The 21,040-nt window shown below is 60.6% G+C and carries 21 protein-coding genes; 7 read left to right on the top strand and 14 right to left on the bottom strand.

Annotated elements, in window-relative coordinates; all coding sequences use genetic code 11:
• Positions 1-2: 2 nt before the first annotated feature.
• From iolG to AC0L7P_RS04950, 5 genes are all read right to left on the bottom strand, one after another.
• A complete protein-coding gene (iolG, locus tag AC0L7P_RS04970; protein WP_473434738.1) occupies positions 3-1,181 on the bottom strand; it encodes an inositol 2-dehydrogenase in 1,179 nt (392 codons plus the stop codon).
• Between the two features lie 137 nt (positions 1,182-1,318).
• A complete protein-coding gene (locus AC0L7P_RS04965) occupies positions 1,319-2,092 on the bottom strand; it encodes an ATP-binding cassette domain-containing protein (RefSeq protein WP_473435399.1) in 774 nt (257 codons plus the stop codon).
• Positions 2,092-3,123 carry an ABC transporter permease gene (locus AC0L7P_RS04960; protein WP_473434737.1) on the bottom strand — a complete coding sequence of 344 codons (1,032 nt, stop codon included), beginning with the start codon at positions 3,121-3,123 and terminating at the stop codon, positions 2,092-2,094. Before AC0L7P_RS04960 ends, AC0L7P_RS04965 begins: the two co-directional genes overlap by 1 nt.
• A 71-nt stretch (positions 3,124-3,194) precedes the next feature.
• Positions 3,195-4,136: a sugar ABC transporter substrate-binding protein gene (locus tag AC0L7P_RS04955; protein WP_473434736.1), complete on the bottom strand. Its 942-nt coding sequence runs from the start codon at positions 4,134-4,136 to the stop codon at positions 3,195-3,197.
• 89 nt (positions 4,137-4,225) lie between these two features.
• Positions 4,226-5,044 carry a TIM barrel protein gene (locus AC0L7P_RS04950; protein ID WP_473434735.1) on the bottom strand — a complete coding sequence of 273 codons (819 nt, stop codon included), beginning with the start codon at positions 5,042-5,044 and terminating at the stop codon, positions 4,226-4,228.
• A gap of 335 nt (positions 5,045-5,379) precedes the next feature.
• Here AC0L7P_RS04950 and AC0L7P_RS04945 point away from each other — a divergent pair, with 335 nt between their 5' ends.
• Positions 5,380-5,565, top strand: a complete 186-nt coding sequence (locus AC0L7P_RS04945; protein ID WP_473434734.1) for a PLD nuclease N-terminal domain-containing protein — start codon at positions 5,380-5,382, stop codon at positions 5,563-5,565.
• A gap of 20 nt (positions 5,566-5,585) precedes the next feature.
• Complete coding sequence (locus tag AC0L7P_RS04940; protein WP_473434733.1) at positions 5,586-6,545, top strand: YihY/virulence factor BrkB family protein; 960 nt, start codon at positions 5,586-5,588, stop codon at positions 6,543-6,545.
• Here the strand turns inward: AC0L7P_RS04940 and AC0L7P_RS04935 are convergent.
• Positions 6,492-7,220 carry a Crp/Fnr family transcriptional regulator gene (locus AC0L7P_RS04935; protein ID WP_473434732.1) on the bottom strand — a complete coding sequence of 243 codons (729 nt, stop codon included), beginning with the start codon at positions 7,218-7,220 and terminating at the stop codon, positions 6,492-6,494. The genes AC0L7P_RS04940 and AC0L7P_RS04935 overlap by 54 nt on opposite strands.
• A 99-nt stretch (positions 7,221-7,319) precedes the next feature.
• On the opposite strand from AC0L7P_RS04935, the gene AC0L7P_RS04930 reads away from it, so the two are divergent.
• On the top strand, positions 7,320-7,691 hold the full coding sequence (locus tag AC0L7P_RS04930) for a hypothetical protein (RefSeq protein WP_473434731.1): 372 nt from the start codon (positions 7,320-7,322) through the stop codon (positions 7,689-7,691).
• On the opposite strand, the gene AC0L7P_RS04925 is transcribed toward AC0L7P_RS04930, so the two are convergent.
• Both AC0L7P_RS04925 and AC0L7P_RS04920 read right to left on the bottom strand, forming a co-directional pair.
• Entirely contained in the window at positions 7,675-8,022 is a 348-nt protein-coding gene (locus AC0L7P_RS04925) for a phage holin family protein (protein ID WP_473434730.1), read from the bottom strand. The two genes, AC0L7P_RS04930 and AC0L7P_RS04925, sit on opposite strands and share 17 nt — an antisense overlap.
• Positions 8,023-8,025: 3 nt before the next feature.
• Positions 8,026-8,337 carry an ElaB/YgaM/YqjD family protein gene (locus tag AC0L7P_RS04920; protein ID WP_473434729.1) on the bottom strand — a complete coding sequence of 104 codons (312 nt, stop codon included), beginning with the start codon at positions 8,335-8,337 and terminating at the stop codon, positions 8,026-8,028.
• A 179-nt stretch (positions 8,338-8,516) separates the two neighbouring features.
• On the opposite strand from AC0L7P_RS04920, the gene AC0L7P_RS04915 reads away from it, so the two are divergent.
• A complete protein-coding gene (locus AC0L7P_RS04915) occupies positions 8,517-8,690 on the top strand; it encodes a DUF1328 domain-containing protein (RefSeq protein ID WP_473434728.1) in 174 nt (57 codons plus the stop codon).
• A gap of 55 nt (positions 8,691-8,745) precedes the next feature.
• Here AC0L7P_RS04915 and AC0L7P_RS04910 read toward each other — a convergent pair whose 3' ends face one another.
• Positions 8,746-9,573, bottom strand: a complete 828-nt coding sequence (locus AC0L7P_RS04910) for a response regulator (protein WP_473434727.1) — start codon at positions 9,571-9,573, stop codon at positions 8,746-8,748.
• 132 nt (positions 9,574-9,705) lie between these two features.
• Here AC0L7P_RS04910 and AC0L7P_RS04905 point away from each other — a divergent pair, with 132 nt between their 5' ends.
• The 3 genes from AC0L7P_RS04905 to AC0L7P_RS04895 are packed head-to-tail and all read left to right on the top strand — an operon-like array spanning position 9,706 to position 12,116.
• Complete coding sequence (locus AC0L7P_RS04905) at positions 9,706-9,828, top strand: NepR family anti-sigma factor (RefSeq protein ID WP_473434726.1); 123 nt, start codon at positions 9,706-9,708, stop codon at positions 9,826-9,828.
• On the top strand, positions 9,818-10,375 hold the full coding sequence (locus tag AC0L7P_RS04900; RefSeq protein WP_473434725.1) for an RNA polymerase sigma factor: 558 nt from the start codon (positions 9,818-9,820) through the stop codon (positions 10,373-10,375). The genes AC0L7P_RS04905 and AC0L7P_RS04900 overlap by 11 nt, the downstream gene beginning before the upstream one ends.
• 1 nt (position 10,376) lies before the next feature.
• Entirely contained in the window at positions 10,377-12,116 is a 1,740-nt protein-coding gene (locus AC0L7P_RS04895) for a sensor histidine kinase (RefSeq protein WP_473434724.1), read from the top strand.
• Here the strand turns inward: AC0L7P_RS04895 and AC0L7P_RS04890 are convergent.
• The 5 genes from AC0L7P_RS04890 to AC0L7P_RS04870 form a co-directional block, all read right to left on the bottom strand.
• Positions 12,110-17,038, bottom strand: coding sequence for a translocation/assembly module TamB domain-containing protein (locus AC0L7P_RS04890; RefSeq protein WP_473434723.1), 4,929 nt, complete (start codon positions 17,036-17,038; stop codon positions 12,110-12,112). The genes AC0L7P_RS04895 and AC0L7P_RS04890 overlap by 7 nt on opposite strands.
• A complete protein-coding gene (locus AC0L7P_RS04885; RefSeq protein ID WP_473434722.1) occupies positions 17,038-17,346 on the bottom strand; it encodes a BamA/TamA family outer membrane protein in 309 nt (102 codons plus the stop codon). The genes AC0L7P_RS04890 and AC0L7P_RS04885 overlap by 1 nt, the downstream gene beginning before the upstream one ends.
• Positions 17,300-18,676, bottom strand: a complete 1,377-nt coding sequence (locus AC0L7P_RS04880) for an autotransporter assembly complex protein TamA (RefSeq protein ID WP_473434721.1) — start codon at positions 18,674-18,676, stop codon at positions 17,300-17,302. Before AC0L7P_RS04880 ends, AC0L7P_RS04885 begins: the two co-directional genes overlap by 47 nt.
• Before the next feature lie 309 nt (positions 18,677-18,985).
• Positions 18,986-20,320, bottom strand: a complete 1,335-nt coding sequence (locus AC0L7P_RS04875; RefSeq protein WP_473434720.1) for a mechanosensitive ion channel family protein — start codon at positions 20,318-20,320, stop codon at positions 18,986-18,988.
• 60 nt (positions 20,321-20,380) lie between these two features.
• Positions 20,381-20,956 (bottom strand): YqgE/AlgH family protein, encoded by a 576-nt coding sequence (locus AC0L7P_RS04870; RefSeq protein WP_473434719.1) that lies wholly within the window; start codon positions 20,954-20,956, stop codon positions 20,381-20,383.
• Positions 20,957-21,040 lie beyond the last annotated feature (84 nt).

Below are 21,040 nucleotides of genomic sequence, written 5' to 3'. Positions count from 1 at the left end.
GGTCAATCGTCCCGGGGGGCGAGGAAAAAGTGATAGCCGCACAGGGCGCCCATTCCCGCAAAGATCACGCCCCAAAAGACGGCTTCCTGTGAAAACTCCACAATCGCCCAGCCAAAGCAGAACACCACGATGACGATCCGCCGCCAAAGCGGGCGATAGAACGGATGATCGAAGTTGAACATCAGATCAGCTCTGCGATGGCCACGCGGCGGCCTTCGGCCACCGACAGCAGTGCGGCATCGGCCAGCGCCAGCGCCATCATCCCGTCGCGCCCCGTGGTGGGGGGCCGTGCCGTTGGTCACGCAATCGACAAAGGCGGTTATTTCTGCGGCATAGGCCGCTGTATAGCGCGACATGAAGAAATCAAGCAGCGGCGGGCGGTGATATCCGTTGGCATCGGCAATCTCAATCCTTGCGGTATGGGTATTCTGGGCGCTGACGCTGCCGGCGGCGCCGTGAACCTCGATCCGCTGATCATAGCCATAGGTGGCGCGACGGGTGTTGTTGATGGTGCATTGCCTGCCGGACGCCGTGGTCAGGATCACATTGGCGCTGTCGAAATCCCCGGCGGCGCCGATCTCGGGGTCCACAAGGTTGGACGCGGCAGCCATCACATGGCTTACCTCTTCGCCCAAAAGCCAGCGGGCGACGTCGAAATCATGGATCATCATATCGCGGAAGATCCCGCCCGAGCGTTTGATATAGGCCACCGGCGGCGGGCCGGGATCGCGGCTGGTGAGCGTGACCATTTCCACCGGGCCGATCCGGCCCTGATCAATGGCCGCCTTCAGGGCGTTGAAATCGGGGTCGAACCGGCGCTGAAACCCGACCATCAACGTGCCTTTGGCCGCGTCCACATGGGCAAGGCAGGCCTTGACCCGGGACAGGGACAGATCGACCGGCTTTTCGCAGAACACCGCCTTGCCGGCCGTGACAAAGCGTTCGATCAGATCAGCGTGGGTGTCGGTGGGGGTGCAGATCACCACGGCATCGATATCGTCTGCCGTTTCGATGGTTTCGATGCTGCGCACATCCGCGCCAAAGGTATCACGGATATGATGCGCCGCCGCTTCCATCGGGTCGGCGACGGCGACAAGGGTGGCGCCAGGAACGGCGGCGATGGCTCTGGCGTGAACCTGACCGATGCGACCCGCACCGAGAATGGCAAATCTGACTGTCATGTGACCCTCTGGTTTATTCGGGGCAGGCCCCGGCAACATTCTGATCGAAATCGGCGACTGACCCGGTCATTACACCGGACACCGGGCCAGGCAAGGGCCAACCGGCCCTCGGCGGTCGCGGCTGCTCCCTTCTCGGGCTATGCCGCGCCTTCGTATTCGGCGCCGGTTTTGGCCCCGGTGATATAGGCCACCACATCCTGCCCATCGGTTTCCTCGCGCCGCAGGTTGGCCACGATCCGCCCGCGCCGGAACACCACGATCCGGTCCACCAGATCGAACACCTGCCGCATGTTGTGGCTGACGATGATCAGGCTTTCACCCGATTCCTTGAGGGTGCGGATGATGTTTTCCACCTGTGCGGTTTCCTGCACCCCCAGCGCCGCTGTGGGTTCGTCCATGATGGTCAGTTTCGACGCAAAAGTGGCAGTGCGCGCGATGGCAACACATTGGCGTTGCCCGCCCGACATGTTGCGGATCGAATTGGACAGGTTGGGAATTTTCACCCCCGTGCGTTTCAGCCCCTCTTCCGTTGCCTTGCGCATGGCGCGTGAATTGATGATCGAGAACGGCCCGAGATTGAACAACCGCAACTCGCGCCCCAGAAACAGGTTGGACGGGACATCCAGATCATCGGCCAGTGCCAGGTTCTGGAACACAGTCTCAATCCCCGCCTCGCGGGCCTCCAGCGGGCCCGAGAAATCAACCTCGGTGCCGTCAAAGATCACCTTGCCACGGGTGCGCTGTTCCACCGCCGTGATCTGACGCACAAAGGTGGATTTGCCCGCCCCGTTGTCACCCATGATCGCCACATGTTCGCCCTTGCGGATTTCGAAATCCGCGCCCTCAAGGGCGTGAACACCGCCGTAATGTTTGGTCAGGCCGACCGTTTTCAGAATGATATCACTCATGATCAGGACTCCATGGCGCGACGGCGTTGACGGTATTGGTCGGCCACGACAGCGGCGACGATGATCGCGCCCTTGATCATGTCCTGATAATAGGCATCCAGCCGCAAGAAGGTGAACCCCGAGATGATAACGCCGAAAATCAGCATCCCGATGGTGGTGCCGACAACCGATCCACGCCCCCCGGACAGGGAAACGCCGCCGATCACCGCCATGGCGATGGCATCGAGTTCATACATGACACCCATGCCCGATTGCGCGGTCAACCCCCGCGCCGCCAGCACCAGCGCGGCAAACCCGGCCAGCATGCCGGCGATGGAATAGACCAGCATCTTGTGACGTTCGACATTGATGCCCGACATGCGGGCCGCTTCTTCGTTGCTGCCGATGGCATAGGTGTGTTTGCCATAGATCGTGAATTTCAGGATCAGGTGGAACAGCAACGCGATGCAGAGAAACAGGACAACCGGCGTCATCCCCTTGCCCAATGCGGCAAAGCTGTCGGTGGGAAAGCTGACCGGCTGGCCCTTGGTCCACCACGACGCTACACCGCGCGCCGAGACCATCATCCCCAGCGTGGCGATGAACGGCGGGATCTTGGTATAGGCAATCAGCGACCCGTTTATCAGGCCCGCAAATATCCCGCATAACAATCCGATTCCGATCGGAACAATCACCGGCAGATCGACCCAGCCCAACGATGCGAAAACCGCCCGGTCATAGGTGCCCACCTGGGCAAAGCTCATGGCGATCATGGCCGTGGCCCCAACGACAGAGCCGGACGAAAGGTCGATCCCGCCCAGAATGATCACCTGGGTCACGCCGATGGCGATGATGCCGACAATCGACACCTGAAGGATCATGATTTTCAGACGGACGACATTGCCCAGAAACGATTGATCGCGCAAAAGCCAGCCAAGCAGTTCGAAAATGATACAGATGCCGATCAGCCCGACCAAGGCGTTGAATTCAGGTGGCCAGTGTCGCTTTTTCTTGCCGCCGCCGAACATGTCGGCGTTTGTCGCTGCATCGGCCATCGTGTCTCCCCCGTCTGAAAATATCTGGTGTCGTTGCACCGCGCCACATCCGGCGCGGTGCAATCATGGGATCAGTTGGCGCCCATGAATTGGTCAAGGTTGGCCGGTGTGACCAGCTTGAAGGGGATATAGACCTTTTGGTCTACATCATCGCCATTGGAGAGAGAGATCGCCGCATCGACAGCCCCCGCGCCTTGCCCGGCAGCATCCTGGAACACGGTCACGTCCAGATCACCGGCTTTCATGGCCGCCAGCGCATCGGCGGTGGCATCGACACCCCCGACCAGCATTTCCGCCATATCCATGCCGGCGCTTTTCATGCCCTGAATGGCGCCAATGGCCATTTCATCGTTGTTGGCGATCACGGCGTCAAATTCCACACCACCCGAAAGGAAGTTGGTCATGAGATCCTGCGCCTTGACCCGGTCCCATTCCGCCGTCTGCTTTTCGACGATGTTCATGAAGTTGCACATATCCATGCCCACCACATCTTCGACGTCCTTGGTGCGCTGCACGGCGGCCTGATTGGAAAGCTGCCCCATAAGCACGATCACATTGGCACCGCCTGCCTTGCCCTGGGCGCGCAGCATCTTGCAGATTTCAAAGGCTTCCAACGTGCCGGATTCGATTTCGTTGGACGCCACGAAGGCCTGATTATCGGGCAGGTCGTCAACATTGATCGGCTCGCGGTTGACATAGACCAGCGGAATACCGGCCTCGGCGGCGGCGTTCGACATGGCGACGGTGGCCGATGTATCAACCGCGTTGACAATAATCGCATCAACGCCCGAAGCGATGAAATTCTGGATCTGGTTCAACTGCTTGCCTACATCGTCGGTGGCGTCTTCCACCTGAAGATCAATGCCCTGTTCCGTGGCATAATCCTGCATCCCGTTGCGCAGAACGGTCAGAAAGTTGTCATCGAAACGGGCCATGGAAACCCCGATATTTTCGGCCATGGCCGTTGTCGACATCAGCGCAGTCAGGCCAATGGCCAAAAGTGTCTTTTTCATTGTTTTCCTCCCAATTGACGTGCCCGGCGCACGTCGTTTCTGATGCCGGGGCGCCCGCGCGCGGGTGCGTCTGGTGATCCCTCAATCCATCATGCCACAGGTTGCACGACATGGGTTTCGATAAATGCGATGGACCGCGACAGCGCCGCCTGCGGGTCGGGCAGCGCGTGTATGTCCGGGGCGAAACATTCAAACGACAACGGGCCGCCATAGCCGCCGCGCAAAAGCGCCGCGATCTGCCCGATATTATCAAGCCGGTCGTCGGCATCGACCAACCCACGGTGATGATCGCGCATCTGCGCCACAGCAAGCGCTGGATCGGCCACGCCCGAAATGTGAACAATACCGGTCTGGGCGGCAAAGATCGCGCCCTCGCCGGCCAGATGATGGTGAAACGTATCGTGGACCACCTTGAACCACGCGCCCAGACCAAGGGTTTCGATGGTATCGACCAGCTCTGCCTTGGAGCGCAGGTTGCAGGTGGCAAAGCCCAAAGGCTCGACCAGGCCGGTCAAACCGTGGCGCTTCAACATCGGGGCCAGTTCGCGCAGGGCATGGGCCAGATCGGCCCGTCGTTCAGGTTCGCGCAGCCGCCGCCCGTCGTTGCGTGGGATCAGCGCGACAGCAGCGGCACCGCAGGCAACCGCCGTTTGCATCACCCCCTCGGCGGCAACCCGGGTTGCATCGGTGAAATCGTTGAATGCCTTGACCTCTGCGAGCGCGAAAATCCGCTGTCCTGCGTCCTGCGCCGCCCTGGCGATGGCGCCGGGGGATTGGCCGTCAAACAACGGCCCGGCCAAATCGTTGCGAAATTCGACCCCGGCACAGTTCAGCCGCGCCGCAAGCTCCAGCAGCGCCGCGGCGCTCATATGCGGTGCCGTCATATGATTGAGCGAAAATTTCAGCATCTGCCTTTTCATCCCTGGACGTGCCGCCATCTTTGGTGTCTGCGGGCAGTATTGCAACCGGTTGCAAAGTCGTCAAGTTTTGTGTGCAATCCGGGGGAAATCGTGGCACCTGCGGAAACACGCGCCCAGTCTCATCCCTAATGAATTCCCGCTAACATATTGAAATACAATGCATATTACCGCCAGGCGCAGACCGAAGACACACTGGACCTGAAAACCGGATCACCCTGTTGATACGCCATATACCACGACTCATGCCATCAATTCCACGCTACCGGGAACCCGGCGGCGTCTTCATGCGTTTCTGACCCAACACAATTTACAAGGAATGAATCATGTTGGACATCGGAGGCATCGGCGGCCTGATCGTACTGATACTGGATATTTGGGCGCTGATTTCGATCATCAATGCACGTGCGACCACGGGAACCAAGGTTCTTTGGGCGCTTCTTGTGCTTATCCTGCCGATCATCGGCTTTATCATCTGGTTTTTCGCAGGCCCGCGTGGTCAAACGGCCTGAGCCAAACCGAAGGAGCGACCATGCACCCGACCCTGAGACTCTGGTGGCGGGCCGGTAAGGCGGTGTTTTTCGGAATGGATGAATTGAACCTCGGCCTTATCTCGGCCGGGGTTGCATTTTATGGAATGCTGGCGATTTTCCCGGCTGTTGCTGCCATCATCGCGTTGTGGGGGGTGGTGGCAGACCCGAACATCGTCAACAGCCAGCTGGAACTGCTGCGCGATTTCATGCCCGCACAGGCATTCAACATCCTCGATTCTCAAGTGAACCGCCTCATCGGTGCCAATAACAGTGCGCTGGGGTGGGCCACGCTGATTTCCACCGTCGCCGCGCTGTGGTCAACCCGGGCGGGTGTTGCGGCATTGATCCGGGGGCTGAATGCGATTTACCGGGTCAGCAACCGTACCAGCCTGCGCCAGATATTGGTTGCGCTCTGGATGACACTGGCCCTGATCGGCGTGGCGCTTGTGGCGCTGGCCTCGGTGGTTGTCGTGCCGATCATCCTGTTGTTTCTGCCCCTCGGCCCGCTGACCGAACTGGCCCTGTCAGCCGCCCGCTGGGCCATTGCGCTCAGCGTGGTTTTGTTGGGCCTCAGCGTGGTCTATCGGTTCGGCCCCAACCGGCGTGATCACCGGCCCCATTGGTTCACCTCTGGTGCAGTCGTGGCCATGTTGATCTGGGCGGGGGCGTCTTATGGATTTTCAATATATCTGACGAACTTTGGCAAATACAACGAAATCTATGGCACCCTCGGCGCGGTCATCGCCCTGCTGATGTGGTTTTATATCAGCGCCTATGTGGTGTTGCTGGGGGCGTTCCTGAACGCCGAACTGGACCGGGCGCGTCGTTCCATGTTCGGTGAGGGGCCGCCGGTCAATCCGGCCCCCTGCCCAACCCTCTTGGGCCTGACTGACCTTTCGGGGACATTATATCAGCGGGCGAACATCCGGTGCCGAGTGTTCGATCCCTGCGATCCGTGACAGTTTCTCCAGATCGTTGACGATCAGCGTGCCGTCCATCCAACTGAAAAGCTGACGTTCCCGAAAGCGGGCCAGGGTTTTATTGGTGTGCACCAACGACAGCCCCAACGCATCTGCAAGATCCTGTTGGCGATATGGCAGCGGCATGGACAGCCCCGAAGACAGCCCCACCGCCTTGGCCCGCCCGAACAGGCGCACGACGGCCCAGGCCATCTTTTGCGTTGCATCCATCTGGCCAACAGTGGCCAGCGCCTCGCCCAGAAAATTCTCTTCGACTGCGGCAAGCCAAGTCAGATCAAAGGCGCGCTCCGGGCGCATCTTGAACAGCGACCACACTTCGCTGCGGTTGAATACGCAAAGGCGCATGTCGGTGGTCGCATCGACGGAATGGCGCATCTCCCCCATGACGCCCGCCTGGATTCCAAGAAAATCGCCCGCAAGCACAAAGTTGAGAACCTGCCGGCGGCCGTCTTCCAATGTCTTGTAACGTACCCCCATGCCCGACAAAACGGTGAAAAGCTGGGGCGAGTTCGTCCCTTCCATCAACAGCTGCGTCCCTGCCTCAACGGCCAGTTCCCCGGCCTTGAACCGAGTCATGAAGGCGATTTCATCCGTGGTCATCGGCGCAAATATTGACATTTTGCGCAGGGGGCATTCAGAACAGGGAATGGTCATCATCAACTCCGTGGTATGTCACAGTTTAATGCAGCCGCCCCGGTTTTGATACATATCCCATTACAAACCAACCTGCCAAACACAGACAAGGCCCGGACGATGGACATGAACAACGCAGGAAAACGCGTGCTTATACTCGAGGGTCAGTCGCTGGTTGCAAGCGATCTGGCGGAAGGATTGTCTCAGATCGCGCCAATGATGCGCGTCGAAATCCGACAGACGCTGAATGATGCGATAGAGCACACACCCGACGATGCCAGGTTTCACCTTGCCTTCATCGGCGCCGAACTTGCCCATGATCCGGCCTCTCAAGCCCTGGAGTGGGTCGAAGAGCGGGCCGGGCGGATCATCATTCTGGGCGACCGGCAAGCGGTTGAAACCACCAGGGCCCATGCCCACGAACAACTGACCTGGCCCATCTCGGATACGGCGCTTGCCGGCGTAATTGCGCACGTCACTTGCGGCGCATAGATTTGCCCGCGTTCAGCCCGCCGATGAAGGCGTCGATCAACTGGCTTTGCGATACTGCCACGGGTTGTGGCGGCGGGGCCTGGCGGGGTGGCGGTGCCACATCGCGGCGTGCGGCAACGGCGATCAGAATGAACCCGACACCGCAGAACAACAACCCCATCACCAGCGCGGCAATCAACCCGCCATAGGCGATGGCCAGCGCGATCCAGGCAGCAGCGGTCAGAAACCCCAGCCCAACCAACAGGAACAGGGCACCAACCGCCCCGAATGCGGCGCGGCGTGCGGCGCGGGCCGCAGCGGCGCGCATCGGGGCGAAAAGACTGTGCAACATGGATCAGCGACGCGCCGTGATCAGGCCCACAAGAACGCCGACACCCGCAGCAATACCCAGCGCCGTCGCGGGATTGTTGCGCACGTATTCTTCGGCAGTGTCGGCGCCACTGCGGGCGTGTCTCTGCAAATCGGCCAATTGTGCCTCGCCGGCTGCGCGCATGGCACCCGCTTGCGAACGAACATCACCCGCCACCTGTTCGCCCTTTGCCTTGCTCAGATCGCCAATGATCTTGGTCAATCCGGCAATATCGGATTTCAGGGTTTCAACCTGCGCAGAGAGATCTTCGGTGGTCACGGTTTTTGTAGTCGCCATGGTGGAATCCTTTCAGGAAACTTTAATTTTGCTTTCGCCCATCAACGCCTGACCACGGCACCGGTTCCCGATGCTCGATCATAAAATCGTCATAGGCGCGCGGGAACCGGACCGGGATCTTCCGGGTTTGACAGGTAACGCCCTGTTCAGGGCACCGTAAAGTGTAAGGAGTACCTCAAATGTTAGGATGGGCATTAACGTTTTTCCTTGTCGCGCTTGTCGCGGCTCTGTTCGGATTTGGCGGGCTGGCCAGCGCATCGGCCGGGATCGCGCAAATTCTGTTCTTCGTCTTCCTGATCCTGTTCGTGGTCACATTGGTGGCCCGTCTTTCAGGTCAATCGCACCATCGCTGAACTGAAAATGCCCCGCCAGATATTGGCGGGGCATTCTTTTGCCAAAACGGACGGATCAGACCGGCGCCTTGAGGGTTTCGGTACTTGAAAAGAACATCGCCTGACTGACCGCCGAACGAACCTGTTCCTCAGAATAGGGTTTCGAGATCAGGAATGCCGGTTCCGGCTTGTCCCCGGTCAGCAGACGTTCGGGGAACGCGGTGATGAAGATCACCGGAATATCGTCGAACTGCGCCAGAAGATCATTCACGGCATCAATGCCGGATGAATTGTCGGCCAGTTGGATATCGGCCAAAATCAGATCGGGCCGCTTGCTGGTGCCCAGTTCAACCGCCGCCTTACGGGTGCGGGCGATGCCGGTCACGTTATGGCCCATATCGGAAACGATGGAATGAATATCCATGGCGATGATCGCCTCGTCCTCGATGATCATGACGTTGCCGGTCATGGATTGCTGCATTTCGGCAATCGCAACATCCACCAGATTGTGCGCCTCTTCGGGCGTGACATCCATGATCTGCCCGACTTCCTCGAAGGTGAAAGATTCGATGGTGGTCAGCAACAGCGCCTCGCGAGTGTTGTTGGTCAGACCCGCCATATGATCGAGCGCGGCGGATTCCAGCCGCGTGATCGGGTCTTCGGTATCTGCGGTCGGCGCACCTGCCGTGGACCAGATCATGTGAAATGCCCGGAACAATGCGACCCGGGGCTGCAATGCGGATTCAAATATGGACCGGTCAATCAGAATCGCCTCAAGCGTGGCGGCAGCATACCGATCACCGGTTTCCTGACTGCCCGTAAGGGCGCGCGAATAGCGGCGCAGAAAGGGAAGATCGCCGCCAATTTGGGTTGAAATATCGACGGTTTGCGATGAAGAGCTCATTCTGGTCACGATCCTTGATTTTTTTACACGTGTCGGGAACCAAACGTCGACATGCACGGTTGGTTCCCCATGCGCGCAACTTTTTAAGAGACTGCAATAGATATGACTCCGAGCAAGGAAACGTCAAACGTGATGAAACAAATCGACGAAAACCTGCGTCGGGTTTATCGAGAAGCCGAACCTTTGGATGTCCCCGACAGGTTCAAGCTGTTGCTCGACAAGCTGCGTGAACAGGAAAAACCGAATGACCAATGAACCCGATCCACGGGATGAACTGGTCGATCATCTGCCCGCACTTCGTGCGTTCGCGATGTCACTGACCCGAAATTCCGCCATGGCCGACGATCTTGTCCAGGACACGATCGAAAAGGCGTGGAAAAACATAAAATCCTTCACCCCCGGCACCAACCTGCGCGCGTGGCTGTTCACGATACAACGCAACGCGTTCTATTCCAGCCGCCGCAAGGTCAAACGCGAGGTCGAGGATGTCGATGGCATCATGGCCGGCAATCTGGCCGAAAAGCCCGCCCATGACGGACGCTTGGCGCTGAATGATTTTCGCCGCGCGTTTGAACAATTGCCCGTCGAACAACGCGAGGCGCTGATCCTCGTGGGTGGATCCGGCTTTGCCTATGAAGAAGCAGCGCAAATGTGCGGCGTTGCCGTCGGCACGATCAAGAGCCGGGCCAATCGCGGGCGCAAACGCCTTGCCGAACTTTTGCAACTGGCCGAGGGCGAAGACCCCACCATTTCCGACGCCAATACCGCCGCCGTTCTGGCCGCGTCACCGCAGATCGGCTGAGATGCTGCCCGCAGGTCGTGGATTCAAGCCACTCAATCGTCTGGGAATACGTCTGGTTCTGTTGCTGGGCCTGGCCCTTTTGCCCATCGGCATTATCGCGATGCTGCAATCCTATCGCGTCATTTCCGATGCCAATGACCGGGTTGAAACGTCGCTGCTGGGGGAAACCCTGAACGCAGCACAGGCCGAACGGCGCCTTGTCACGCGCACGGTCGGGGTTGCGCAGTCGCTTGCCCTGCTGATCCCCACGATGCTGCGCGACGGTAATACCTGTTCGGCCCATATGGCCGATCTTGTCAATCAGCGGCGCAATGTGATCTTTGCCGGTTTCGTCAATACCGACGGCATCATGGTCTGTGCCTCTGCGGGTGTCGGGCGCGACATGAACACGGATGGATCGGTCACCGAATACCTTGCCAATCCCCGGTCGATGATCACCTCAAGCCAGAGCGGTGCGGTCAGCAAACAGGCCGCCCTGTTGATCACCGAACCGGTGTTCACGGATGGAAAGGCCATCGGATTTGTCACGCTTTCGGTGCCCCATGCCGCGTTGAAAATCGCCCCCATGCAGGGGCAGAACATTTCACCGCTCGATGTTTTGACGTTCGACAGCAAGGGCGCGCCGCTGACGTCGGGCATCGGTATGGACAATGTTGAAGATCGCCTGCCCGCCAATCGCGCCCTTTCGGCCCTGACCGCCGATCGCGGGCTGGTGTTTCAGGATGAAGACCGCAGCGGCCATTTGCGGATATTCACCGTGGTGCCGCTGGTTCAGGAGCAGGTGTTCACGCTGGCAATCTGGCCACGCAACACCGCGATCATCGGACTGCCCCAGATGGTGCCGGCGCTGCTGTTCCCTGTCCTGATGTGGCTGGTCAGCCTTGCCGTTGCCTTTGTCGCCGTGAACCGGCTGGTGATCCGCCATATCCGCAACCTGCGCCGCAACATCCGCGCCTTCAGCGCCACCCGCCGCATTCATCGCACCGGCGAGGCGGATCAGCCTGACGAATTGCGCGAGGTGAGCGATGCCTTCGCCTTGATGACCGAACAGATTTTACGCGACGAGGCAGATCAGGAAAATCTGCTGCACGAAAAGGATGTCCTGCTGAAAGAGGTGCATCACCGGGTCAAGAACAACCTGCAACTGATCGCGTCCATCACCAACATGCAGATCCGCCGGGCGCGCCATGGCGAAACTCGTCTTATGCTGCGCCGCTTGCAGGATCGGGTCATGAGCCTGGCAACCGTCCACCGCAGCCTGTATCAGGCCAGCATCCTGTCCGAGGTGCGCGCCGATCTTCTGGTCACCGATCTGGCGCGGCAGCTGGCCCGCTCGGCCGACATGCCGGAACAGCATGTTGGGTTCACGATGGAAACCGAACCGGTGCTGCTGTACCCTGATCAGGCGGTGCCGCTGTCGCTGTTGGTGACCGAGGCCGTGACAAACGCCTATAAATATCTTGGCCGCCCCGACAGCGGCGCGCCCTGGGTTTTCATGTCCTTGCGCCCGCTTGAATCAGGCGAGATCGAACTTTGCGTCAGCAATTCCACCGGCACCCCTGTCCTGCCACGGGATCCTGACGAGGTGTCGGGCCTTGGTTCACAACTTATCAATGCGTTCGTGATGCAACTGGGCGGCACCATGCAAGCCATCGAAGATGACGCCGATGCCTATCGCGTCAACGTCACCTTTACCCCCGCCGATTTCACCCTGGAAACCGGCGAGAACGAGGTTCAGTAATCCTTCTCGAAAAATATCCCAAGGGATGTTTCGCCACTGTTGTTCGCGCCGCCCTTGATGGTCAGCGATGGCGACAGATCAAGGTTCAGATTGATCTCGGCCTCGCCCTGTGAATCGACGGTGACATCGGTATAAAGGTTCTCGGACAGGTATTTGCCCGCTTTCAGGCCGGCGTTTCCTTCTTCGTCGGTGGTGATGTCCAGATCGTCCAACCCCGTGCTTTTGCGCAGGTTGCTGACGATACCGTCACCGCCCTTACCCGCAAGTGTCGCAACAGCCGAGGCCAGTTGTGCCGCCTGAAGCGGCGAAATCGAGGTGATGGATTTCCCAAACAACAGCCGCGACAGAACCTCTTCCTGTGGCAGTTCAGGTTCGGAAAGAAAGTTGATTTCGGGCGCAAGGGCCTGACCTTCGATCACGATCTTGACCAGCACATCGCCCGCCTCGGTCGAGGCGACAAGACGGATCGTCGGGGTGAAATCCCCCTCAAGGGTGACGCTCCCCTCCTCCATGGTAAGCCGCTTGCCCAACAGATCAAGCCGCCCACGCACCAGATCGAATTGCCCCGCCGGAATGATATTGTCGGTGGTGCCGCGCAGGGTCAGCGCACCGCCCATTTCAGCGTCCAACCCCCGGCCCCGGATGAACAGCCGGTTTTCGGCCCGGATCGTCAGATCCAGAGGATAGGCAACAGATGCGCCGCCCCCGCCCGACCCGGGTTGTTCAATCATCCCGGCGCGGGCGCGGGTGGCCCGCACATCCGCCGGTTCACCCACATGGACCAACCCATCGGGGATCGGCCCTGTCACGCCCAGCCCGGTCGAGGGAACCCGCAGTTCGCTTTCCACAATATCCACCAGACCGGCAATACGCGCCCCACCAAGAAGCGGGCCTTTGACGGTGATATTGCCATCCATCACCGCGCGGTAAAGGCGCGGATCCTCGACGACAAATCCGGTTGCCCGGGCGTTCAGATCGGCATTGAAACCGCCGCTCAGGGTGATCGGGCCGGTTATGGCCAACTGCCCGCCGCCCTGTTTCTTGGCGCGCACATCCAATTGTATCGCGCCGCCAGACAGGGTGCCGTTCAACGCGACATCATCAAGCACGATGTTCAGGGCTGGGGCGATCACCCGCGCGCCCTGCGTGCTAAGCCGCCCGGAAACCGACGATAATTGCAGCGGGCCGTTCACCGCAATATCAAGCGCAAGTGTTCCGTCAAGGCTGCGCGGTTGGATAAAACTGTTGGCCAGCGACAGGGGCGCCTGACCGTTCAGTTTGATATTGGCGCGCGAAAAATCCTGCGCCACCGTGCCATCCGCCCTGAGCGTGATGCCACCCGGCCCCGTTCCCGTAACGTCAAGGCCCAGTTGGTTGCCGGTGCTGCGCACTTGCCCGCTGGCTGTGACAGGCCCGTTCAGGCCCGGCACAAACGGCCCGATATCGGCAAGACGCGCCGAAATATTAAGATTGGCATCGCTGCCCAGAACCCGGCCATCGGCGCTGGCGGTCAGGCTGGAGGTGTCGATCTTGAAGTTCCGCACATCAATCGCGCCGCCGCCCGTGCGGTTGGCCACGACACGTACCTTTGTGCTGCTGCCCAGAATACGGTCGGCCTCGGGTTGGCCCACGCGCAGATTGCTGCCGGTCACATCCGCCGAGACATCGAATTCCGACAGATCGGCGCGGCTGCGCCCCTTCACATCGGCGCTAAGCGACCCGGCAAGGGGCCGGTTGGCAAGGGGGGCAAAACGCGACAGATCGTCAGCGCGCACTGTGGCGGTTCCGTCAATCAGGGGGTTGCCCGTCAGGGCATCCTTGATCGACGCGCTGGCCTTGATCACCGCATCGGCGGCCGCACCATCCAGCGTGACCTGCCACAATTCGCCCACCTCTTCGGCAAACAGGTTCACCTGCGCCTGCCCGGTCATCCGCGCATCCAGATCGCGCAGATCAGCAATGGTCACATCCGCCTTGAGCGCGCTTTTGCCCTGCGCATACTGCCCATCAGCCTTTGCCACGATCTGATCATTCGTAATGTTCAGGCGCGGCAGGTTGATCGTTTCGCCATCGCGTTTCACGGTCAGGGCAACATCCGTTGCACCGCGCAACAGGCGATCGACGTTTTCCTGCCCGATTTTCAGCGACCGGGTTTCGCCATCCAACACCACGTCAAGCACGCTCAGATCCGGGCGCGCCTGCCCCTTGATCTTAACATCCACCGCGCCGCCCAAGGCCCGGCCCGCAAGGCCCGACAAGGGCGCCAGCGTGGTGGCCGACAGGTCTGCATCCAGCGCCACCAGCGGCGTGCCCGTGGTAATGTCTTCGCCCCGCGCGCTGCCCTCCAGCCGCAAACCAAGAGCCGCCGCCGTCAGGCGCAGCCCGTTGATGGTGGCACTATCGCCATTGCGCGACACCTTGCCCTGCAAGGTGACCAATCCATTCAGCAACGGGTCGATATCCGGCATCCCGGTGGAAACAGACCTCGCGTCAAGCGTGACATCGGCATCAACCTCGCTGGCGTCCAGCCGGGCCGATCCGGTGATCGTCGCGTTGACAGCGCCGCTCAGCTTGCGCCCGGCAAGGCCGGAAAACCGCGCCAGACTGTTGACCGAGGCGTCGATCATCCCGCTGACCAGTGGCGCAACCTCGCCCAATCCTTCGATCTGACCGGCCCCTTCGGCGTGCAAACCGGTGCCCGCGCCGTTCAACAGGAACCGCTGAAGCGAAACCACCCGACCCTCACGCTGTACCCGCGCCGAAAGATCGGTGCGCCCGACCAAAAGATCATCAAACCGCGCATCCCCGGTTTTGACGCCCCGGCTGACCAGATCGACCGAAACGTCAGCATTGCTCAGATCGGCCAGAATTTGGCCGGACAGTTTCAAGGTCACAGCGCCGCCCAGATCGCGCCCGGTCAGCCCCGAAAACACGGACAGGTCATCAACCCGCGCGTCGGTCCTGGTGTCGATCCGGGGCGAAGGATCATCCAGCCCGGCCACGGTGCCGCTGCTGTCAATCAGCGCGCCCACGCCGTTGCCGTTCACGTTGTACGTCCAGACACCATCGACCATCGACGCCGTGGCGGACAGATCGACCGGACCGTCCATTTTCGGGTCAAGCACCTTTGCGTTGCGCAACCGGACATCCGCCCGCAGGCTGCTGACCGCCGTGGTCAGATCGCCCGAAGCGTCGACGGACAGTTCCGGGTTTGCAAGGTTCAACTTGTTGATATGTGTGCCGGTTTCATCCCGCGCGGCCTGCACCACAACCTTGGTGTTTCCCGCCAACAGGGCATCCGCCTGCGCCTGATCTATTTTCAGATCCGTGGTTGCGCCATCCAGCGCCACCTGAAACGCCCCATCCAGCGGCTTTGCCTTCAGATCAAGGTTCGCCGTGATCGCCCCGCCCAGCGGGCGCCCGGCCAAACCGGAAAACGCGGTCAGATCCTGCGCGCTCAGGGTTGCGTCAAGTTCAACGGTGGTGTCGCCCCCGCCAATATTTGCCTGCCCCGATCCTGTCAGATCAAAACTGTGGCCCGTCACGCTCAGCTCATCCAGAACTATCGGCCCGCCGCTGGCCCAGCGCAACGCGATGCTGCCATCCGCGCTGGTGCCAAGGGCCTTTTGCATCGCTTCATTTGGCGTTGCCAGCCCGCTCGTGGCAAAATCAAGCTTCGCCGTCACCGATTTGGCACCGCCATCACCATCGGAAATCTGGCCACCACCATCCAAAACCACACGCCCGACCGTAAGATCGGGGCGGGTCAGGGTGTTCAGCGTGATCTTGCTGGTCCAATCCTGACCAAGGGCGGCATCGAATTTCACCGCCAGATCGACGCTGTCGACAGTCGTGGCGTCGCCCCCCAAAGGCAGCAGAACCGGCGTTCCGTCCTTGGCGGCGATTTTGCCGGTCACGTCGATCAGATCAGGCAGGCCATTGGCCCCGACCGACACCTTGCCCCGAAGGCGCAGGGCATCGGCGCTCAGGTCCAGTTGGTCGATCACCATGCCACCGTCGGGCCGGGTTGCCCCCTGCGCGACAAGTTGCACATCCGGGCCAAAGAACGGACGAAACCGCGGCGCGAATACCGGTGCGATATCGCCCCCCAGCTCGACCTTGAAACCGCGGGTCTGGGCGCTGCCTTCGCCCGTGGCCAGCAATTCAACCGTGCCGGACAGGCGTCGTTCGCCGTCAGTGTCCAGCTTGATCGCGGCGCTGAATTCCGACAGCGGGCCGGCGCCGTCGACATCAAGCTGAATGGCCGGGCGCCCCGGCAGGCCCAGAAGGTTCGCCGTGATACCATCTGCGGCCTCGGTGACGTTCAGTTTCAGCGCCAGATTTTCGGTGGCATTGTCATAAGACGCATCCAGCGTCAGTGCACCCGTGGCCCCGTCAACCCGCTCGATCGCGATCTTTGCGTTGCCTTCACCGCCGTCCAGACTGACCGATCCGTCCAGCGAAACCACAGCCGCCGCGCCAAACAGCGCCGCGCCCAGATCAACCCTGGCCGCCTTCAATTCGCCGATTTCGACCGATACCGGCAAATCAGGAAGCGCGAAAGGCGTCGCTTCGGGCGCCGGTGCCGAAGGGTCAGACGCGGGCAGACGCGGCACGATGATTTCGCCCGCTGTCAGCGACGTAACCTCAAGCCGCCCCAGCAACAGCGCCGACCGGTTCCAGTCAAGCACCACGTCGCGCAGGGTCAGCCAAACGCCTTCATCGTCTGCGATGGTCAACTCATCAAGGCTCGCCTCGGAACTGAGCGCGCCAGCGAACCCACGAATGTTCACGCTGCGCCCGGCGCCTGACAGGTTGTCCTCGATCAACCGTTCCAGAAACCCGCCGCCGTCGTCATCCTGTGCCAGAACCGGCCCCGACATGAACGTGAGCGCCAGCAAGAGAAAACCAATAATACGCATTAAAATGCCTGCCCGATTCCAACATAAACCTGAGCACCGCTGGAGGTGCCGCCGATGGGGGCCGCCACGTCAAGGCGGATCGGCCCGATAGGGGTGAGATACCGCAGGCCCAGACCCGCGCCGGCGTGGGAATCGGCATCACCGCCAAAACTGTCGGCGCCGACCAGCCCGAAATCGGCAAAGGCCACCACGCCGATGCTGTCATAGACCTTGGCGCGAAATTCGCCCGACAGCCCAAGGAACGACCGCCCGCCGGTCAGATCACCATTCACGGTAACGCCCAGGGATTGATAGGATTGCCCACGCACCGTGCCCCCCGCCGGAATAGAACCGATACCCGTTCGGCACCCCCAACAGCGACGCGCCGATGATCGAGCCACCCTGAACACGCCCGGCCAGAACGAATTTATCCTCGCTCCCAAAGGCGCGATAGGCGCGGGTGTCGAATGTCAGCCGCGCGCCGCTTTCGGTGCCGCTGACCCCCAGAAAGGGCATGACATCCACATCGGCGTAATATCCTTTGGTCGCGTCCAGCGCCACGTCGCGGCTGTCATAGGTCGCGTTCAGGGGCAGCACGATCTGATGAAACGATGCCGTGCCGGTGGCGTCCGTGTCTTCGGAATAGGCATAGGCAAGACCGGCGGAAACCGTCAGTTGATCACTGACATAGCGGGTAAACCCAAAGCCCAGTCGCCCGGTTTTTGAGCTGTAGGTGGGTTCATTCACCTGCTCGACCTCGGCGAGAATGTAAAGGTCGGTGTCGGGGTCCGGCGTGGCAGGGCGGCCATAACGGGCCGAGAATTTGTAATCGGTGCCGCCCGTGCCGCCACCGATCCCTGAAACTTCACCGTCAAGGCGCAGGCGTTCCGCCCCACCCAAAAGATTGCGATGCAGCCAGTAACTAGACAGGGTCAGCCCTTCGACGGTCGAAAGCTCGGCGGAAAATCCGATGCGGCGCGGCTTTTGCTCGGCCAGGGTGGCCGTGACATCCAAAAGATCGCCGCTGCGCAGCGTCTTGGCTTCGGCCAGGGAAACGGATTTGAACACCTCGGTGCGGCGCAATCGTTTGGCCGACTTTTCGATCGCCGCCGGTGAATAGATTTCGCCCGTAGGCAGGCCCGCAATCTTGCGCAGGCGCGCCGGGCGCACCCTGTCGCCCCCCTTTAGCAGAAGATCGCCAAACCGCACCCGCGGCCCCGGCGCGATACCCACCTGCACGCCCACCTGATCGACGTTGTGGTTTGCCGTCACCTTTTGCGATGCCACCGCCGCCTTGGCATGGCCCGTATCGCGCCAGCCATCAATCACCGCAGCCACACCATCACGGATCAGCGGCGTACGCGCGGGTTGTCCAACGACGAACCCCTTTGGCAGTTCCGTATCCGGCGCCTGCGGGCGGACATCGGTCTGCGAAAAGGTATATTGCGGGCCGGGCTTTACGGTGACGGAAATGGTGCCGATTGTTTTTGGTGGCGACAGGGGTGAAATGCGCGCGGCCTCGCGCCCGTCAACCAGAATATTGATCACACCGCCAAAGCGGCCCTCGGAATAAAGCGTCCCCACAAGGCGCCCGTAATCGGCAATGGCCGCCGCGAGCAATTCTTGCGGGTCGTTGTTGCCCTCGGCCTGCGCCGCCACAAGCAGCGACGAGATCCTTCAACTCTTGCGCCAGATCACCGTCGGCACCCGGCGTCTTGAACGCAAGACTGTCGAGCGCCAAGGCAGGTACCACCCACAGCCCGACTATTGCCACGCCTACGCAACTGCACAGTCCCCGAAGAGAGATCATTCCCGTTCCACCGCCATCTTGTTTTATACGAGTCTACAGGGCAAGCGGCCTTTGTACAGGGCATCGCACCCCGAAAGCGAAGCTCCGCCGCCCAGATCACGAAAAAGTTGGCTGTCTTTGGAAATTAGAAGATTGACGCAACGGAACCCCGCAAAGGATCAGTCGTCGGGCCCATTTCTGCCCTCGGTCGGGGCGGGTTCGCCCAGCATCCGAACCTCGCGCTGGGGGAAGGGAATCGAGATGTCATGGGCGCGAAACGCATCCCACAACGCCAGATATACATTGCCGCGAATATTGGTCAGCCCGCCGGTGGGATCGGTGATCCAGAACCGCAGGATGTAATCCACCGAACTGTCGCCAAAACCGACAATGTGGCACACTGGCGCCTGGGTGCTCAGCACCCGTGGCACCGATGCCGCCGCTTCGATTGCCACGGCGCGCACTTTGTGTGGATCATCGCCATATGCGGTGCCGAAATGAATATCGAGCCGCACAAAATCGTTTGAATGCGACCAGTTGACCACCTGCCCGGTGATCAGATCCTCGTTCGGAATCAGATATTCGCGGCCATCCCGCGTGGTGATCGACACATAGCGCGCGCCCAGAGAATTGATCCAGCCGAAAGTTTCGCTGATCGAAATCACATCCCCCGGTTTGATCGATTTATCCAGCAGGATGATGATGCCCGACACCAGATTGCTGACCACCTTTTGCAGGCCAAACCCAAGCCCCACACCGATGGCGCCTGACAGCACGGCAAGCCCGGTCAGATCGACGCCAACCGCCTTCAGCCCCAGAAAGAACACCGCGCCATACAGCGACAGTTGCATCGCCTTGACCGCCAGCACCTGCATGGAGGGGCTGATGTTTTCATTGCGCCTGATCCGCGCCGAACTGGTCTGGGTCACCAGACGCGCGAGGGTGAACAGCACGCCAATCACCACAAACGCGTGAATCAGCGTCAGGGCGGACAGGCGGAAATTGCCCACCTGAAGGGCCAGTCCCTCAAGAAAGACGGACGCTTCGTCAAGCAGGCCCAAAAAATACAGCGTCACATAAATCCAAAGCCCCCAGCGCACCACCGACCGCAGGGACGGATGCCGCACCAGCCGGGTGGCAAAGACGACAATCAGCCATGCGGTGGCGATACTGGCCGCAAGCGCCAGCAGAAACGACCGCGAGGGAAACACATGAATCCAGCGCATGATCCAGGTAGCAACCCAGATCAGCCCGACGAAATAAATCAGCTTGAGCCGCCGGTTGATGACAAGCAACGCGCGCAGCCGCCACTTTGGCCATCCATCCCGGGTGCGCAACCAATCGCGCATCCGTTCCATCGTCATGCGATTCAGCACCCAGGCCAGCAAGACACAGGCGATGATGATGGCAATCTGATAAAGGCGCGTGGGCAAGATCAGGTTCAGCGCCTGCGCCGCAAGCAGTCGCCACAATTCGGTGATCCATTGGATCAGGTTTTGAAATCCGGTTTCCATCGCCCGCCTGTTTACACCGGATCAGAGTGGCACGGGCAGGGCATCGCCACAAGGGCGCGCTCAGGCGCGCCCGGCCGCCGCCGAAAGGCTCTGGGCGTCGATTCCCAGCAATGCCAGGGCTGCCGCCCATTTGGTTTCATCCTGCGGGCCAAAGACAACGGCGGGGTCCGCCGGGCAGATCAGCCAGCCATTGTTCAGGATTTCCTCCATCAACTGGCCCGGCCCCCATCCGGCATAGCCCAGCGCCAGAATCGCGCGCTCGGGCCCGCCTCCGGCCGCGAGATCATCCAGAACATCGCGGGTGGCGGTCAGCGCGAAATCATCGCCAAAGGGCAAGGTGCCCTCAACCGCCGTATAATCGCGCGAATGCAGCACAAAACCCCGCCCCGTTTCGACCGGACCACCGAAATGCACCTCCATCGGGCGGCTTCGCGTGTCGGTCTCTATCTCAAGCTGTTCCATGAGGGCGGCAAAGCCAAGTTCCGGCAGGCGTTTGTTCACGATCAGGCCCATGGTGGCCTCGCTGTCGTGTTCGCAGACGTAAATCACGCTGCGTTCGAACCGGGGGTCGCCCATGCCCGGCATCGCGATCAGCAGCTTTCCCGCCAGATCCTGTGATGTGTCGCCCTGTGTCATCCCCTAGCAGTGACAAAGCCCGCAGAAATGTGCAAGGCACCAGCCGCCATACACGCATCCATCGCCCCTTTGTGATTTCCAATC

The organism is Oceaniglobus sp. K40-3, from assembly GCF_055808395.1.
The sequence above is the reverse complement of the archived record's forward strand: the minus strand, read 5'-3'. Positions and strand labels throughout refer to the sequence as shown.

Coding starts and splice junctions, on each gene's coding strand:
- AC0L7P_RS04910 (WP_473434727.1), bottom strand. CDS start 9,573: ATGAGCTCTTCATCGCAAACCGTCGATATTTCAACCCAAATTGGCGGC.
- AC0L7P_RS04920 (WP_473434729.1), bottom strand. CDS start 8,337: ATGGCGACTACAAAAACCGTGACCACCGAAGATCTCTCTGCGCAGGTT.
- AC0L7P_RS04900 (WP_473434725.1), top strand. CDS start 9,818: ATGACCAATGAACCCGATCCACGGGATGAACTGGTCGATCATCTGCCC.
- AC0L7P_RS04935 (WP_473434732.1), bottom strand. CDS start 7,220: ATGACCATTCCCTGTTCTGAATGCCCCCTGCGCAAAATGTCAATATTT.
- AC0L7P_RS04950 (WP_473434735.1), bottom strand. CDS start 5,044: ATGCTGAAATTTTCGCTCAATCATATGACGGCACCGCATATGAGCGCC.
- AC0L7P_RS04945 (WP_473434734.1), top strand. CDS start 5,380: ATGTTGGACATCGGAGGCATCGGCGGCCTGATCGTACTGATACTGGAT.
- AC0L7P_RS04870 (WP_473434719.1), bottom strand. CDS start 20,956: ATGACACAGGGCGACACATCACAGGATCTGGCGGGAAAGCTGCTGATC.
- AC0L7P_RS04960 (WP_473434737.1), bottom strand. CDS start 3,123: ATGGCCGATGCAGCGACAAACGCCGACATGTTCGGCGGCGGCAAGAAA.
- AC0L7P_RS04875 (WP_473434720.1), bottom strand. CDS start 20,320: ATGGAAACCGGATTTCAAAACCTGATCCAATGGATCACCGAATTGTGG.
- AC0L7P_RS04890 (WP_473434723.1), bottom strand. CDS start 17,038: ATGCGTATTATTGGTTTTCTCTTGCTGGCGCTCACGTTCATGTCGGGG.
- AC0L7P_RS04930 (WP_473434731.1), top strand. CDS start 7,320: ATGGACATGAACAACGCAGGAAAACGCGTGCTTATACTCGAGGGTCAG.
- AC0L7P_RS04955 (WP_473434736.1), bottom strand. CDS start 4,136: ATGAAAAAGACACTTTTGGCCATTGGCCTGACTGCGCTGATGTCGACA.
- iolG (WP_473434738.1), bottom strand. CDS start 1,181: ATGACAGTCAGATTTGCCATTCTCGGTGCGGGTCGCATCGGTCAGGTT.
- AC0L7P_RS04905 (WP_473434726.1), top strand. CDS start 9,706: ATGAAACAAATCGACGAAAACCTGCGTCGGGTTTATCGAGAAGCCGAA.
- AC0L7P_RS04895 (WP_473434724.1), top strand. CDS start 10,377: ATGCTGCCCGCAGGTCGTGGATTCAAGCCACTCAATCGTCTGGGAATA.
- AC0L7P_RS04925 (WP_473434730.1), bottom strand. CDS start 8,022: ATGTTGCACAGTCTTTTCGCCCCGATGCGCGCCGCTGCGGCCCGCGCC.
- AC0L7P_RS04940 (WP_473434733.1), top strand. CDS start 5,586: ATGCACCCGACCCTGAGACTCTGGTGGCGGGCCGGTAAGGCGGTGTTT.
- AC0L7P_RS04915 (WP_473434728.1), top strand. CDS start 8,517: ATGTTAGGATGGGCATTAACGTTTTTCCTTGTCGCGCTTGTCGCGGCT.